Source organism: Mucilaginibacter yixingensis, from assembly GCF_041080815.1.
GTDB classification, from domain to species: domain Bacteria; phylum Bacteroidota; class Bacteroidia; order Sphingobacteriales; family Sphingobacteriaceae; genus Mucilaginibacter; species Mucilaginibacter yixingensis.
The window spans coordinates 2,407,707-2,424,032 of record NZ_CP160205.1 but is presented as its reverse complement, the minus strand read 5'-3'; the positions used below and the strand labels follow the sequence as shown (position 1 = coordinate 2,424,032).

Here is a 16,326-nt window from a genome sequence, read left to right as displayed (position 1 = left end):
GTCGATTTAGTAGACAGCATTAGCTATCGCAATTAATAACATTGTTCTATTCGTATCGAAAAGAACCTTAATAAATAAGCATTAGGCCTGTGTAGACCGATCATTTAGAACGCGCTTTGTACTTGGGCGACGCTCAATGATTATGCATTAGTACATGTGCGCAATTGTGAGTGAGTGAGTGAGAACCGAAATATCGATAGTATTTCGGCCAATTGCTCTGCAAAGCTAAGTACAAAAATCGTATTGTCAATACCTGGCTAAAAAAAATACACCAATGCACTAATACATCTTTGCAGTGGCAATGGGCTCAAATCCCTACATGTCCGTTACTTAAATATCAGGTTGCTGCTATCTTGGTCTCCGCCTAACTTCTCAGGCTTAATATCCCTGTGGTAATGCCAATTTATCTTGGATGTTAGGCGCGTTACTTTGCGCTCTCCTCCCGACTTGTAAGGAATTGTAACCTTCTCTATGTACCCTTTGTCTATAAGAGATTTAAACTGTACATAAACAGTACGATAAGTCACATCAAGCATCAGTGCTGCATTCGCCAAGTCTCCAACAAAGAACTCCAAGTTTGTACTGTCAAAGCACTCTCTTACTCCGAGAAGCATAGCCTTCTCATTGGCAGTTAAGTCGTCTATCTCAAAGAATTCATAGGGAATCTGACAGAAGCATTCATGGTCACGGAAGCTATAGCGATTAGATGCTCGTCTCTTTTGTGAACGTTCTACCTTTAAATAACCAGCACGCTCTAACCTGATTATAGACTGGCCTATGAATTTCTTGGACATACCAGAGCGGTCAGCAATGCTTTCATAGGATGGCATACACAGGTCGTTCTTGCTGTTCAGAAAGGAACGAATAGTGATATAGGTCAGTAGATCTTTATAGTGCAAGCCTTCTTTAGTTAAGGCAATATCAGACGGTAACAGAACAAACTGTTTGTTGATTGGGGTCATGAATGATTATTGAAATAGTCGGTATTCTAGGTTGTATCTCTGGGGTAATTTGACTATCTTTGTAGCAGACAATGAGAGAGTTATGTATCTTATTTTGACCTTAACAAAGATACGAAAAAACATCAATTTCTCCCAACAGCACCACAGATTTACTTCACGGAATACCTAACTATAGTATTTTCTAGACCTAGTATATGCTCTTATATAGTAAGTACTATAGTTGCATGCTCCTGTAGGTAATTCTGAGGTAACATTTCGGTAAGTACTAATATTAAAGACCTATGACAACCATGACTAATGAACCTGTAGAGCAGGCAGTGAACAATGAGACAGATATACCAGCTTACACACAAGACATATTTACCTCTGCAAATGAAACAGAGCAATTCAAGCGATGTGTTTTCAAGATAAAGAGTGCAGTGCGGATGTTGAAGCTGAATTTGCCACCAAACACTCCCTGCCGTATAGGTGACAAGACCTATACCTTAGAAGAGGCAACAAACATGCAATAAGGTTTTACAAGTGATAAGCGCGAGGATGCAGCAAGATTTAAGCCCCGCCCTTGTTAAAGAAGTTGAGGGTAAAAGTATATGGCTTTCTCACGGCTGTACACCGTTCGCAATTAAGATTAAACTACTTCTGCCTTCAAACAAGCAGAGCGAATACTCTTCTATAAATACTGCCTTGTCTGTAACCGGACAAGGCTTTCTTGTTTTTTACAGGCAGAAGATTATACCTGTAAACCAACTAACCAACCGCTTCAAACTATTGCTAACCATTAACCCACCTGTAAAACATGACAGAAGATATACCACCACCACGAAAAGACGGGCACATAGAGCCTATACCAACCCGTGAACGCACCCGAAAACGTTGGCAAACTGCTAAGCTTTACTACCCAAAATCTTTATTACAGCGGGACAACGAAGCCATATCAACGGCGTTCCATAACCTGTTGAACTTGGCTAAGCTACTTCTAAAGGCAGAACAACCTTTAGTGTTTGAACGTGACTATCGCTACGATAACAGTGAGAGTGCGTTTGCTATGCATGCCTTTATCAGTCCAACACTTTACCTGTACCTCGAATGCTCGCCCGATTGCCACTACAGGGTGGAGTATGCTTTCAATAGCTGCAAACAGGAGGATGAACTGAGAAAGCAACTTGCCAACTATTCATTTAAAGGCAGAACCATTGAATCAGCGCTTCAACCCGACTTCAGCACCTTCTATACAAACGTGCTCAGAGTGCAGCAGGCAAAGCACATCTATTCTTTACAGGCGTAACGCCTTTAAACATACAACCACACATTACAACAGCTAGGCTTATTCAGCCTGGCTGTTTTCATTTAACCCAATCCCGACTAAACATGAAAACATCCACAACCACCGACCTAATACCTTATAATAAGGTAGTCAAAGAGGCTTACCAAGCCACTTACAAGAAAGCCAGGCAATTGCTATCAAATATCGAACAGGAAGAGCTACGGTATAGCTTAGAGCGTGAATGCCGTACTGTCAAGCCCGATACTGTTATCCATGAGTTCGTTTCGCCTTTAATTTATCTCAGATTAGAATGTGATCAGCAAGGTTTGCTTTGCATTCATTGGGGTTTCGAAGAGGTAATGAATGACGAAAGGTATAGCAACTTAACTGCAGAGTTCTTAAGAGTACTATATCATAACACAGACAAGAGCAACACAGCCATTGATATTGAGGCATCTGTTAAAACTAACTGGCTCATTAAAACCTGTTCAGAGATGTACGAGTACCTTGAAGAGCGGAATAAGCACCACACTTTTAAACAGATCGCTTACAAGCCTGCTTCTGTTAAAAGAAAGCTCAAAGCTGTTGCTTAGTCTGCTTGCTGTTTGTTAACTTCGCAAAAAAGCGGAGGTAACAACTCAGATAAGATATCAACTTACATATAGATTATTTATTGAAGATATAAGCGTTAGCTAATGTTCTTGTCACTTGAAACCTAGGAAATTTCAGACACATCAAGAACAGTTAGGCCAACGCCCATGCAAAAAGCGTGGGCTGTGCCTCTCTGTTGTGTCGGGCTTCCTAGGGCCTCAAGTGCAGAGTTGGTTACAGTTCCACGCTTTTGCACGTTTAACCCACCGATGAGGACTGCCTCGGTACTCAGATTAACCTTCTCATGAAAAAAATTGACTCCTCAGACTTGCTGGGCTTTCTAATTGCCGCTGCTATTATTGCCTTTCTTATTTGGTCGCAACTGCCAAGTACTAATAACAAGAATACTGTACAATCCACATCAGTAAACACAGCACAAACATCACCTAGTTACCAAACACAAACTTCGCAAGCTGCACCAGTGAGTACCCCAGAACCACCTGTCTCTCAACCAGTGGACTCGTCAATGCAGAACAATAGTGAATCTCAGTATCAGTTATGTTCGGTTAGATTGATAAATACTCTAAACAACACAGACAAGACAGGCGGCTACAAAGCCCACATGAACGAAGAAACAAAAACACTCACCCTTAAATACGTCAATAACCCTAATGAAGTGATCGAGATCGTTTATAATGGAGGTGGCTTGAATACTTTAAGGTTTTATCTGAACGGTTCTTTAGAGGCAGAGAAAACGATGTATCGTAGGACAGATTTAGAAGTCGGTGATAAACAAATTGTTTATACTAGTAGAACAGAGCAAGTCAAGGTCATAATATCATATGAGTAATCTTAATGAGCACAAGGCGGAACTGCAGCAAGTTATGGCTCTATAGGTCAATAGCTGGTTTTTTGTTATCTACGGTGCATGATTTCTAAAGAAGTCATAAGCGCATAGTCCAGCGCTTATCATTAACCCTCCGATGCCGGACTAGTCGGTAAATCCAATTAACAAATGACACCTACTACAGAATTTAAAAACATGATAGCTGTGCTTTATAATCAAAGGCAGCGATCTGTAACTCAAGACGACATAACGAAACACAATAATAGTGAAGTTCACTTTTATTCAATATCTCAAATGACAACAGCAAATAATACGCTTGTAAGTTCTACAACGCCATTCAGCAATAGCGTGCTGATAGCTATTGATCGTGGGGCTAATTGGACAACTATTGGTGATGAACGCCAGGAAATTAAATACCGAAGGACATCACCAATGTCATATGAGGTCGTAAACGGTAAAGGCTTGATCTACTGGACTGCAACCAGAAATGACCAGACCTTGAACTTTGTTATAGTAAAACTAATATCAGAAGATGGCTGCGTTCAAATCAAGATCATTCCTGAAAACAGTCCTAACCAAACAATACATAACGTTTGTGAGCTTCCGTCAGGGCCTGTCAACAGATAAGCAATATCAATGGGTTTAATTTCAATCCTATATTCATGGAACTGTACTGCTACTCTGTCTTTTAAATCGTACCACTTAAACATGAAGACCACTAGACTTAATCATCGCAAGTCATGGCTGTATAAGCTAATGGTAATGCTAACCATTCCCTTTCTCTTCATTTACTATAACATACTGAAGCCTCCTGTCATCTTCATTAAAGAGTTGATAGCAGAGCAAGATGGTAGCTTACATAGTAAAACACCTGAACCTAGAGCACCCGATGTCAAGAGGTTGTTTCTAAGCTACGCAGTTAAGAAGCAATTGGTGATGACCGTACATTACTTAAGCTACTTAAAACGGTATAAGTGGCCGATTGCTCTCCTGTTCGTTGCTTGGCTAATCTATAGTATTGGTTTGTGGCCTGCTGTAGCGAGTATAGTAATTTGGTTTACAATGTGGTTGCTAAATAGTTCATACAAGGACTTTAGTAAAAACACCTAATAAAAAAGGTAACATCAGCTAATAGACTGGCCTTCGCCCCCAATTGTTGCTTACGAGGACGAAGCCCAGCTATGCTGATGACCTATCGCTCGGTTAGGCCACCACACCAGATAGAAAGGCATTACGCAACTCAAAGCGTATCAATCAGTCGCGCCAGACTTCGTTCTGTTTAGCAAGCTTGTCAGCACGCTAAACCTCACTGCTATGCCTGATCGCTCACAGGTGGACTTTTTTGTTTATAGGCTTAATATGTTATAGTGTGATAAAAAAGTCCACCTATGGCCTCTGAGAGCAGTCTGTCACGCTGATTGATTTACGCAGATGCGTTGCTCCATACTCGCTTTCTCTGCCTCATAATAACTATCGCTTATGCTGCGCTCTCACTTGGTCTGTTCGACCAGGTGGAGCTTGCAACGCTCTAGCTATTATAAGTCAAGCGCTCGTCTTGCTAGGCTCGTCTGCTTCATCGTTCGGACAGCTCAACTGTCACACACTTTGAGGGCAGGCGCTCAATCCCTTTGTCAAAGTGTCCGCCAGTTGTTTGTGAGCAGCATATTGAGCAGTCGCCTTTCAGGCTCTCTCTGCTCAAATCCTCACTCAGCTCGCAGCCAACTTCGTTACTCTGCGTTGGCTTTCACGACTCGATACCATTTCATATATTCACTAGCTGATATGAAAACTAAGAAACAACTGCTTAATGAAAAGACTATTGATGCGCTGATTCACGAAGGCAAAGAAATAAGAATCTTAAATAACACATCGGACAATAGTCCAGATGATGTGGGAGTCGGAAATTTACCAGATTTTGTAGCTTGGAGAACAAAGGTACTTCATTGCTTTAGTACTTCACTCGGAACAGATAACCATTATTATATGGGATTAAAAAGTTCCTTACCTATCTACAGCACTCTTTTAAATGTAATACAGGCTTTAAGTATCTTACAGGCAGTTCGTCAAGATCTTGAGGCTGGTCATTTTGAACAAGTTCAACCACAACATGATGTGATAGGAACACTAGTAATGCTATGTGAGAGGTTTGACAAAGTAGTAAAGCAGCTTAGAAAAAGGCACGGTAATAAGCCAACCTTAGATGTGGAAAATGAGTATGATGTGCAGGACTTGTTACATGCACTACTTATGGTTCATTTCGACGACATACGACCAGAAGAGTGGACTCCCTCATACGCTGGAACATCAAGCAGAATAGACTTTTTTCTCCAAGAGCATGACGTAATGATTGAAGTAAAAAAGACAAGAAGTAATCTAAAGAATAGGGAGACAGGTGATCAATTAGCTATAGATATTGAGCGCTATTCAACCCATCCTTTCTGTAAATTACTCTTCTGCTTTGTCTATGATCCCGATGGTTATATAGCAAACCCTACAGGCTTTGAGAATAGCTTTAATAGGCCTCGTAAAGACCTTGATGTAAAAGTAATGGTAAGGCCTTCATAGTTTTATGGCAACTATCTGACCGTCATGTAGATTAGTAATTGTCAGTTTGCCTTAGTTGCAACATGTCAGATAGTCATGGAGGTGTCACTTATATCGAATTGGCACGTAATGTGCTCGCATGGTCACATACTATTAAAATAATTATTAACTGCTCATGAAGTGTCCTCACTGCTTAGTAGAGTTTCATGCCTCTGTATCAATAACTCCTTTGGAAAAGGATGTCCACGGTATGTGGTACATACAAAGTTATAAATGCCCCAATAATCATTGCTTAAAAAACATACTGTATCTTGTCAATGGGCAGTATGTATATAACCATAGTGCGCAAAAGTTTGACCTTAGTCAGCCAGTTTCCCTTAGATTAATTCACCCTAAAGGCTCAATGCGTCCACCTGTTCCCATAGAAGTCCCTACACATATATCAGTTGACTATTCCGAAGCTTGCATTGTATTGGCGGACAGCACAAAAGCAAGCGCTGCATTAAGTCGCAGATGTTTACAAAATCTATTATTAGATGCGGCTGGAGTATCAAAGGGCGACTTGTCAGGACAGATTCAATCGGTTATAGACTCTGGAAAACTACCTAGCCATCTCTCTGATGATATAGATGCAATAAGGAATATTGGCAACTTTGCAGCACACCCTAATAAGAGTAAGAGCACAGGTGAAATATTAGAGGTTGAACCAAATGAAGCAGAATGGAATCTAGAGGTACTAGAGGCTTTGTTTGACTTTTATTATGTGCAGCCAGCGAAGGCGGCAATTAGAAGAGCTGCTCTTAATGCCAAGCTTGCAGACTCTGGCAAGCCACCAATGAAGTAGCTGGAGATACATAGTTAGCTACTCAAACCTTATAACACATAGAACCGTATGGATTTCTCATCTGCTTACTTTGGTAAACCTCTATCTGAACTAACTTATGAAGACATTGTGGAGTACTTTACCGTACCCCGACAAGAGTCCGAAACCATAGAGTTCAAATCGTTCCCGAAACAAGCAGCATTTGATGCTGGCTTGCAAAATGTTTTAAAGGGCATAAGTGCGTTCCTGAACTCCACTGGGGGGTTATTGATCTGGGGAGCACCTAAAGGCGTTAAGGAAGCAGGGAGGGAAGACATATTTGTGGGGGAATTACAGCCAGTGAAGGACCTACGGGAAAAAGATAGTCTAATCAATAGGATAAGCAGCTCAATTATACCGTTACCTATCGGCATAGCTGTTCAAATCTTATCCAGGGGAACAGACCACTTATATATCTTCGAGATACAACAGAGTACCTATAGGCCACATCAGTACGATACTAGGTATTATGTAAGACTAGATGGGCAGTCCAAGCCTGCACCACATTACCTAGTAGACGCGTTAATGAAGCGTGTCACATACCCTAACTTAAATGGGGTTATAAAATTTCACGAGATACAACATGATGCAGATGGTTTTTATCTAAACATAGAGGTAGGAATCTTTAACTTCTCAGTGCTTCAGAACGAAGAGCAGATATCTTTTAAGATACTATGTGATGGAGGATACTTTCCACGATCAGGAGACTTGACAAGCAATTTCCGTAGGTGGCACTATAATAACGAGGGCACGGAGTTGACTTACGACAACTTTGTAAGTGTTTTACATTATGGTAACCCAAGAACATATACTGACCAAATACGGATAAAAACAACACAGATCAACAAGAACGATGGAATGTTATCCTTTCTACTGTCCTTCGGTGGCAAATACTCACCTGCTAAGGCTTCTATATATGTCTTGAGATGGCCGTCAAACATACCACGCAATACTAATGAGTTGCTAGCGCACGTCGAAGAAAACCTCTTGTTTGCTGATAGTTTAAAGAAGACTCCTGAAGACACCTTGTCTTCATTCTTGGGAAGATAAAGAAATTCAAGTAAGCGATAATGAATTACTAAGCAAAGTTACGCTTATAGCTGCTGAAGCGTGCAAGAGCTTCCCGCATAAACACAGACAACGCGCAACCTCTCATTTATTCGTTTGCCATCTTGCACTTGATTGCTATAAGCGTATGATGGCTCCATAATTCATTATTCACTAAATTAGTCTGTATGAAAAAGAAAGCCCCTCCCTAAAACTAGATTGCTTGATATGCGCCAAACATGCGCCAAATACCTAAGCATAGTCCGTTTGAATAGAAATCAAGCTAGAACTGGCATAGACATAAAGTAATTAACAAGAATTCAATAAACCGCGCTAATAGCGTCTTGAGATCACATAAAAACAAAAAAGCCTCTCATTTTCATGAGAGGCTTTCGGGTAAGTAATGGGGCTCGAACCCACGACCCCCAGAACCACAATCTGGTGCTCTAACCAACTGAGCTATACCTACCGTGTTGGGAGTGCAAATGTATAAAAAAGCATTTTCCTGTCAAATACTTTTTTCAAATAGATCTTATTCTTGCTGAATTTAAATTAGTTACAGTTTTAGAAAAAGCCATTTACTCTGCCAAATGGCTATTTTTCCTTCGTAATTAGCCCCATATCTATCAGCCAATCATAAAAACGCTCAGGCCAGCCGGCTACAGCGCCCGGGGTGGTCTTTCTCACACCAAAGCCGTGCGGACCTTTAGCATATAAGTGTAGTTCTACGGGTATTTTAGCATCCAGGTATTTGGTATAGGCAGCAACCATGCCTTTCAGGCGTTCTGGCGTGTCTTCGCCACCGGCCACCATAAACAGGGGAGGTGAGTTCTTTTGCGGTTCAAACCGGTCGGGGTTGCCGGGGTACACCAATAGCTGGAAACTGGGCCGTGAGCTTTGGCGGTCTAGCTCATCTTTTGCATTTTTATCGCCGTAGCTAAATCGCGTACCCGATAGTCCGGCCAGCTCGCCACCTGCCGAGAAACCCATGGCGCCAATACGGGCTGTATCAATATGCCATTCTTTCGCGCGACTGCGCACTAACTGTATAGCGCGTTGCAGATCTTTCAACGCATGCCCATCAACGGTATAAACGCTGTTAGCCTCTTTAGCCAGGCGATATTTCAATACAAAAGCGGTAATGCCGTGTGTATTGAGCCATTCTGCAAAATTTGAGCCTTCGTAGTCCATCTTTAATTCTTTGTGGCCGCCACCTGGGGCTATAATAATGGCCATTCCGTTTGCTTTGCCATTGGTAGGTAAATAGGGCGTGATAGACGGGAAGTTTACGTTCGATATAGAAATCTCGCCACGGGCCGATTTGCTGACATGCTCTGGGGTAGTCTTGCCTTCAGAACCCGGCGCTCCGTTTGGCCATAATAAAATAGGTTTTTCCTGTGCATTGGCAATGGCCACAAATGCGGCGCAGATGGCGGTTAAAATGGTCTTTTTCATAAATAGTTGGTTTGCAATTGGTAAAGTAAGTTAGTTTTTTATTTGCCATCTATTTATTACAAAAACCTTACGTTTTAATTTAGAATCCATCTAAACAAAAGGCTAGCTTTGTTATCATGACAGATCAGCTTGTAGAACTTAACGTAACCGGCATGCATTGTAATAACTGTGCCATGTCGGTGCATCGTATGTTAGAAAAAAAAGGCTTGCATAACATCCATGTAAGCTTTGCAAGCGACGAGGTGAAATTTACTACTACCAATGACGCCATTCTGCCGCAGGTAATCAATGATATCCGTGGCTTGGGTTTCCAGGTGATTGATAATCCCGATACACATGTAGAGAAGTACTACCAGCGCCTGGAAAATAAGCTGATCTTTTGCGCCATATTCACCATCCCGTTGCTGGCACATATGATTTTGCCCTGGCACTGGCTACACCATGATAGTATTCAATTAGCACTTTGTTTACCTGTATTTATAGTAGGGTTGCTGCACTTCGGTAAAAGCGCCTGGAGCTCTGTTAAAGGTGGCGTGCCTAATATGGATGTGCTGATCTTCATAGGTTCAACAGCGGCCTTTATTTACAGCCTGGTGGGTACTATTGAAGGTTTGGGCGAGCAATATCGCTTTTACGAAACCAGTGCCACTATTATTACGCTGGTGTTGTTGGGTAACCTGTTTGAGAAACGCTCGGTAACGCAAACAACCTCGGCAGTTAAAGACCTGATGAAATTTCAGCAGGTAAAGGCTAACCGTGTAATAAATGGGAGTGTAGAGGTGATTGATGCCCGCGAGATTAAATCAGGTGATACCTTATTGGTTAACACCGGCGATCAGATCCCTGCCGATGGTGATATACTGGAAGGCAACGCCTCGGTCGATGAGTCAATGCTAACGGGGGAGAGCGTGCCCGTTGAAAAGAAGAAATATGATAGCGTTATTGGTGGTACCATTGTACAACATGGTAACATCCGCATTATTGCCACTAAAGTGGGCTCAAAATCGGTACTGGCGCAAATCATCGATCTGATGAAGAAGGCGCAGGCAGCAAAGCCACCTATCCAAAAATTGGGCGATAAAGTAGCTGCCATATTTGTACCCGCCGTTTTGGGCATTTCGTTACTAACATTCATTCTTACTTTTTTTGTTTTCGGAGGAGGATTGCAAGCTTCGCTGATGCATGCTATTGCCGTGCTGGTGATCTCGTGCCCGTGCGCTATGGGTTTAGCTACCCCAACAGCCGTTATGGTTGGACTGGGGCGCGCGGCAAAGAATGGCGTACTGATTAAAGGCGGCGATACCATTGAAGCCGTAAGCCAGGCTAAGTACGTGGTGTTTGATAAAACAGGTACGCTTACAACCGGTAAATTCAAGTTGAAAGATGTCAAAATAGAGGGTGACGCCGATCAATCTGTTGTCAATGGATTGATCAGTGCCATAGAAGAGCGTTCAAACCACCCGATTGCCCGGTCGCTGGTTGAACAATTGAAAACTCAACCTCAACAAAAGGTGATCCTTAAAAAAGCTACAGAAGAACGTGGTTTGGGTATGCGTGCCGAAGATGTAGACGGCAATCATTATTTCCTGGGTGCTTCGAAAGATAAAGGCGATAGCGAGTACAATCTGTCGCTCTATAAAAATAATGCCTTGCTGGCACAGATTGCCATTCAGGACGATATCAAGCCAGGTGCTGCGGAACTTATCAATGCATTAAGGCAAATGAACATTACACCTGTGTTATTGAGCGGGGACAAACAAAGCCGTTGCGCCGAAGTAGCCAAAATTTTAGGCATCGCAGATGTTTACGCCGAGAAGCTGCCCGACGAAAAGCTGGCCGTGATAGATGTGTTTCGCAAGAAAGGGCAGACTTTGATGGTGGGAGATGGCATTAACGATGCGCCGGCATTAACACAAGCAGATGTGGGCGTTTCTATGAATGATGCCAGTCATATCGCCATTCAATCGGCCAAAGTGGTTTTGTTGAATACTGATTTGCATTCGCTTGTATTTTTCCTGAAAGTGAGCAGGCATACGCTTAAAACCATTAAACAAAACCTGTTCTGGGCTTTTGCTTATAATGTGGTGGCTATCCCCGTGGCTGCGGCAGGGTTTTTAAGTCCGATGGTGGGTGCGCTGGCCATGGCTTGCTCTGACGTGGTAGTAATTGGTAACTCGCTGCGACTGAAGATAAAGAAGCTAAATTAAGACGATGCTTGATTGCTCTCGGCTAACGATGTTGAAATCGTTTCTTTGCTGATGGCGTTTTTGTTCCTATTTTCGGCAATTCGTAGGTTCAATGAACAATAATCAACGAGCCACGGATCACAAATATGAGTCAAATAGAGATCTTCACTGATGGCGGTTCGAGCGGCAATCCTGGCCCTGGTGGCTATGGCGCTATTCTGCGTTCTGGTCAATACTATAAAGAACTTTCTGGCGGTTACCGCAAAACCACTAACAACCGCATGGAGCTGATGGCCGTTATTAAAGCGCTGGAGGCCCTAAAGAAGGCCGGACAACACATTACCATCTATTCAGACTCCAAATATGTAATAGACGCCATAGAGAAGCGCTGGCTTCAGGGCTGGATAGCTAAAGGTTTTGCCGGCAAAAAGAACCAGGATTTATGGATGCGCTATGTTGAATTGAGCCGCCTGCATCATATCAGATTGATATGGGTAAAAGGCCACGCCGGTCACCCTGAAAATGAGCGCTGCGATCGCCTGGCTGTTGCTGCGTATGGGCAAAAGGATCTGTTGATTGACGCGGTGTTTGAAACGGAATCGTCAAGAGCCAGTTTGTAAGTAGATAATTTTAAAAACAGGATCAATACCTATATTGTATTAGTTTTATTGTCTGTCCTGTTTTATGCCTGTTAAAATAAAAAGAATTTATGAACCACCATCCAATGCCGATGGTTACCGCGTGCTGGTTGACCGGTTATGGCCGCGTGGTGTTAAAAAGGATCAGGCTGATATCAATCTATGGCTAAAAGAAGTAGCACCATCAACCGTGTTACGTAAATGGGTGCACGGTGGTGGAGATTGGCAACAATTTCGTCTTAAATATCATGAAGAGTTAAAAAACTCGCCGGCCTTACAACAACTGAAAAACCTGATGGAAGAGCATAAGGCCGTAACGCTACTCTACGCAGCTAAAGACGAACACCATAACCACGCACTGGTTTTGCAGGAGTTGATTGACAAATAAAAGCCAATCGACCATTTACTCCTCTGTTTTCCCCCTATATTTTTCGTGCTAAACAGCACTACTTAACGTTTAGTTTATAACAGATAATGTATCTTTGCCAAGCAATTTTGTTGACTGTTAAGTCGATAGAGGTTGCCCGATCCTTATCAATAATAGCATATGAAGATACTTAGACTTGCAATTTTCTCTTTTCTTATTGTAACGCTGTTTGCTGGCTGTAAAGGTTTTTCGCCGGTATTTGACTTTGATGGTCTGGGCGGAACACCCGGTGAATATTATTTTAAGGGCACAATAAATGGCAAACAGGCAGACTGGAAAGCCAGTATCAACAGCTTATCGGGTTATGTAATAGGCTCAGGCTACACGGGCGGTACTGTTTTTGCAATCATCGGCAAAATGCCTAACCTTCAACCGCAACTTAACCTGCAGTTTACAGCTAACCCGGCTTCGTCTGATTTTAATCAGGCAGTAGTACCTGGCGTTATACGGTTAGCTACAGATTTTTTGCCTGATAACAGCAAACAATGGCTGCAGGTCAATTACATTGATGAGAACGGTAAAAACTACTATAGCGTAGATGCATCGCAAGGTGGTACGGCTACCGTACTTTCTGTTACCAAAATTGCTGCCAACTCACTGCACGGTCGCCAACTTAAAATAAAGATTATGTTTAATTGCACGCTTTATCCGTCTGATGGCAGCAGTTCCATTAGCCTGACTAATGGCGAGGCCACATTGCAGGTAGAGGAGATGTAATTACCAGGAAATAGGGTAGGCAGTACCGCTGTCAAGCGTGATCTTTGCTTTATTATAGGCACTGAACTGAATGTTACCTTTAAAATTAAAGCTGGCAGTGCCGTTGGTGCAGGTCACGGTTACATCGGTAGTTCCTGAGTTTATTTTCTTGCTCACGCCATCAACAGTCAAATTAAGGTTGTTAAAATTAATAACGGTATTGAATGCTGCGTCAGCTTGGCCTTTTACGCGCTGCATACCGCTCAACGCCATTGTTCCGGTAAGATTAAGTAATGGTGCTTTTGTATTTGGAGCAACTTGTACGCTGGCTGTTAATAAACCATCGCCGGTATAATTAGAACCTTCATAGGTGAGCTTACCATCAAGTGTAGAAGTGATGGTGCCCTGGCAATTATTAGTATAGTGCCAAACGATGCCGTATTTGTAAGTAACCGCGGCATTGGTGGCGCTTACACCGTTAAACGTAGTATCTTTGGCGATACCACAATTTTTGGTCGATGTGTTTGATAGTATGGAGCAATTATTAAACTGATTGGCTAAACCACCATATTGAGGCAGCAGGTTATTTGCTATCATAGAAGCCGCATCATTCTCGGTAACCGAGTATATTTTTATACTGGCGGCTTTTTTGCTGCAGCCCACCAAAACAAATGATAGGGCAAATGCAACTGCACAAGTTTTAATCAGAGTATTCATTAGGGCGAAAATCTAACACATTGGGTACTAACAATAAACGCGTGTATAAAATTAATTATTATACGCGCGTTTATCAATAGTTATTTTGCTCGTTAATATAAAATCAGAGCTCTGTTTCAGCCGGTATTTTTATATGATCGGGCAAGGTGTTATCAGGTGCGTCAGGCACTGGTCGTTTACGCCAGAAGTTGGCCAGTATCGATCCTGAAATATTCATCCAGGGGCTAAATACCGCTGGTGCCAACCCGATGGTTGCCAGCTTGCCCATGGAACCAGCTAAGCCAGATGCCATGCCGCCGTTCTGCAAGCCAACTTCAAAAGCAATGGTTCTTGCCGAGCTTTTATCCAAACCAAACACGCGGCTCAGCCAGTAACCAAAGAAATAACCTGCACCATTATGTATTACTGAAGACAGGAATAATAACAAGCCGATATTCAATAAGTTATCCCTGCCAGCTGCAGTAGTTACTGTGGTGAAATATACAATACCGAACATAGACAGGTAAGGCACAAAGTCATCAAGCTTTTTAAACTTAAGGTAAAGCTGATGATAAAGCGTACCTACGATGAACGCACCAGTGAGAAAGTTAAAGATAGCGGCTGATTCTTGCGCAGTTTCGCTTAAATGAGCACTCAACCATCCCCAGACGCCTAGTGGCAAGCTGATGAGCCAGGCCAGAAAAACGAAGGCCAGCACGTAGGTGTTTCTTTTACCCTGAGCCGATGCACGTTTCAGATAATCGTGCACAAATGCAGCGCCGATAGGTACGATAACGATTTTGATAATCTCCATCATCATCGATACAAATTTTACTTCAACCAGCGTACCAGCCAGCAAACGCATCAGTAACGGGGTAAGGAAAGGCGCAGCAAGGGTTGTCATGGTAGTTACCGTTACGGAAAGTACCAGATTGGCGCGGGCCAGGTAAACCATTACGTTAGATGCTAAACCACTGGAGCAACAACCAATCAGAATGACGCCTGCGGCTACTTCAGGTTCAAAATGGAATATTTTGGTGAGCAATAAACCCATCAACGGCATGATTGAGAAATGGCACATCAGGCCAACCAATACGCCTTTTCCAGACGTTGCCAGTCCTGAAAAATCGCGGATACTCATCTGGATACCCATGCCAAACATCACCATCTGAACGATGATAAGAATGAGCCACTTGTTACGCAGTTCAACAGGCCCCCATTTTACAAACGCCTGTGGGTAAACCATCGCTACTACTACAGCTGCAATGATCCATGCGGTATATTGATAATTTTTGAGCGCAGGTACAGCACCAATTCCAAAAGCGCCGGTAACAGCCAGTACCACGGCAGATGGCTGCCAGATACTTGCATTACCTATTAAAATGCCGGTAACTAAAAGCAATACCGCCATGCAGGCAACGCCCAAACATAGCTTACGTAGAGACATCATAACGCTTACTGTTGTGCGGCTAAGTACTTAATGGCGTTTACCGGACTGGCCAGGATGGGCACAATACGGTCTGCTGCATCTAATGTATCTACCACGCGGGCCATAGAAGCCTGTGCCAGCAGGATGACGTCTACCTGTTTAGAAAGATCGCGCAGGGCGTTGGCAACCATTTCATCGTGCTTGGCGGCGTTGCCACTCATCAGGGCTTCAAAAGCACCTTCGCATAGTTTTGAAGTTAGTTCAATTTCTTTACCCAAAGCGGCGGCACGGCGTTGTACCAGGTCTGCAGTTGGTTCAAGCGTGGTTGGCAGGGTGGCAATAACGCCAATGCGCTTACCGGTGCTTACGGCCAGATCTGCCATCGGCTGATCTACGCGCAATACTGGTACGCCTGCTTGAGCAGCAGCGGCTTCAACAGCCGCACCGATAGATGAGCAGGTCACCAGAATCTGGTCTGCGCCAGAATCTTCGGCTGACGCTACGTAATCTGCAACACGTTTATATATTTCTGGTGTTACACTGCCACGCGCGGCAATGTTGCGTACCAGGCTATCGTCCACAATGTTAAAGGTTGCTACCCCTGGCAAATGTTCCTGAACCAGTTGTTGAAAAACGGGAATAAGAGTTGCAGAGGTGTGTATGAGGCCTAAAGTTTTCATCT

The 16,326-nt window shown here is 43.0% G+C and carries 17 protein-coding genes and 1 tRNA gene; 12 read left to right on the top strand and 6 right to left on the bottom strand.

The window, feature by feature from the left end; genetic code table 11:
* Positions 1–326: 326 nt before the first annotated feature.
* A complete protein-coding gene (locus ABZR88_RS09705; RefSeq protein WP_107828781.1) occupies positions 327–962 on the bottom strand; it encodes a helix-turn-helix domain-containing protein in 636 nt (211 codons plus the stop codon).
* 281 nt (positions 963–1,243) lie between these two features.
* Between ABZR88_RS09705 and ABZR88_RS09700 the strand changes: the two genes are divergently transcribed.
* The 8 genes from ABZR88_RS09700 (at position 1,244) to ABZR88_RS09665 (ending at position 8,120) form a co-directional block, all read left to right on the top strand.
* On the top strand, positions 1,244–1,474 hold the full coding sequence (locus ABZR88_RS09700) for a hypothetical protein (RefSeq protein ID WP_107828780.1): 231 nt from the start codon (positions 1,244–1,246) through the stop codon (positions 1,472–1,474).
* Between the two features lie 449 nt (positions 1,475–1,923).
* A complete protein-coding gene (locus ABZR88_RS09695; RefSeq protein ID WP_146166541.1) occupies positions 1,924–2,247 on the top strand; it encodes a hypothetical protein in 324 nt (107 codons plus the stop codon).
* A gap of 83 nt (positions 2,248–2,330) precedes the next feature.
* Positions 2,331–2,819, top strand: a complete 489-nt coding sequence (locus tag ABZR88_RS09690) for a hypothetical protein (RefSeq protein WP_107828778.1) — start codon at positions 2,331–2,333, stop codon at positions 2,817–2,819.
* 302 nt (positions 2,820–3,121) lie between these two features.
* A complete protein-coding gene (locus tag ABZR88_RS09685) occupies positions 3,122–3,667 on the top strand; it encodes a hypothetical protein (RefSeq protein ID WP_107828777.1) in 546 nt (181 codons plus the stop codon).
* A 165-nt stretch (positions 3,668–3,832) separates the two neighbouring features.
* The gene (locus ABZR88_RS09680; protein ID WP_146166540.1) at positions 3,833–4,291 is read left to right on the top strand and encodes a hypothetical protein; all 459 of its coding nucleotides are present in this window, start codon (positions 3,833–3,835) and stop codon (positions 4,289–4,291) included.
* Positions 4,292–5,446: 1,155 nt separating this feature from the next.
* On the top strand, positions 5,447–6,229 hold the full coding sequence (locus ABZR88_RS09675) for a hypothetical protein (protein WP_211309815.1): 783 nt from the start codon (positions 5,447–5,449) through the stop codon (positions 6,227–6,229).
* A gap of 208 nt (positions 6,230–6,437) precedes the next feature.
* On the top strand, positions 6,438–7,052 hold the full coding sequence (locus ABZR88_RS09670; RefSeq protein WP_211309814.1) for a DUF4145 domain-containing protein: 615 nt from the start codon (positions 6,438–6,440) through the stop codon (positions 7,050–7,052).
* 48 nt (positions 7,053–7,100) lie between these two features.
* Positions 7,101–8,120: a helix-turn-helix domain-containing protein gene (locus ABZR88_RS09665; protein ID WP_107828773.1), complete on the top strand. Its 1,020-nt coding sequence runs from the start codon at positions 7,101–7,103 to the stop codon at positions 8,118–8,120.
* A gap of 392 nt (positions 8,121–8,512) precedes the next feature.
* On the opposite strand, the gene ABZR88_RS09660 is transcribed toward ABZR88_RS09665, so the two are convergent.
* Positions 8,513–8,586, bottom strand: a tRNA-His gene (locus tag ABZR88_RS09660).
* Between the two features lie 125 nt (positions 8,587–8,711).
* Positions 8,712–9,572 (bottom strand): alpha/beta hydrolase, encoded by an 861-nt coding sequence (locus tag ABZR88_RS09655; RefSeq protein ID WP_107828772.1) that lies wholly within the window; start codon positions 9,570–9,572, stop codon positions 8,712–8,714.
* Between the two features lie 116 nt (positions 9,573–9,688).
* Between ABZR88_RS09655 and ABZR88_RS09650 the strand changes: the two genes are divergently transcribed.
* The 4 genes from ABZR88_RS09650 to ABZR88_RS09635 all read left to right on the top strand — a co-directional run bounded on the left by ABZR88_RS09650 (position 9,689) and on the right by ABZR88_RS09635 (position 13,540).
* The gene (locus ABZR88_RS09650; RefSeq protein WP_107828771.1) at positions 9,689–11,779 is read left to right on the top strand and encodes a cation-translocating P-type ATPase; all 2,091 of its coding nucleotides are present in this window, start codon (positions 9,689–9,691) and stop codon (positions 11,777–11,779) included.
* A 125-nt stretch (positions 11,780–11,904) separates the two neighbouring features.
* Positions 11,905–12,378 carry a ribonuclease HI gene (rnhA, locus tag ABZR88_RS09645; RefSeq protein ID WP_107828770.1) on the top strand — a complete coding sequence of 158 codons (474 nt, stop codon included), beginning with the start codon at positions 11,905–11,907 and terminating at the stop codon, positions 12,376–12,378.
* Between the two features lie 64 nt (positions 12,379–12,442).
* Positions 12,443–12,784 (top strand): DUF488 domain-containing protein, encoded by a 342-nt coding sequence (locus tag ABZR88_RS09640; protein WP_107828769.1) that lies wholly within the window; start codon positions 12,443–12,445, stop codon positions 12,782–12,784.
* A gap of 159 nt (positions 12,785–12,943) precedes the next feature.
* Complete coding sequence (locus ABZR88_RS09635; protein WP_107828768.1) at positions 12,944–13,540, top strand: hypothetical protein; 597 nt, start codon at positions 12,944–12,946, stop codon at positions 13,538–13,540.
* Here ABZR88_RS09635 and ABZR88_RS09630 read toward each other — a convergent pair whose 3' ends face one another.
* The 3 genes from ABZR88_RS09630 to ABZR88_RS09620 all read right to left on the bottom strand — a co-directional run bounded on the left by ABZR88_RS09630 (position 13,541) and on the right by ABZR88_RS09620 (position 16,324).
* Positions 13,541–14,236 carry a hypothetical protein gene (locus tag ABZR88_RS09630; protein WP_107828767.1) on the bottom strand — a complete coding sequence of 232 codons (696 nt, stop codon included), beginning with the start codon at positions 14,234–14,236 and terminating at the stop codon, positions 13,541–13,543.
* 103 nt (positions 14,237–14,339) lie between these two features.
* Entirely contained in the window at positions 14,340–15,665 is a 1,326-nt protein-coding gene (locus ABZR88_RS09625) for a bile acid:sodium symporter family protein (RefSeq protein WP_107828766.1), read from the bottom strand.
* A gap of 5 nt (positions 15,666–15,670) precedes the next feature.
* Positions 15,671–16,324, bottom strand: a complete 654-nt coding sequence (locus tag ABZR88_RS09620) for an aspartate/glutamate racemase family protein (RefSeq protein WP_245917044.1) — start codon at positions 16,322–16,324, stop codon at positions 15,671–15,673.
* Between the last annotated feature and the right edge of the window lie 2 nt (positions 16,325–16,326).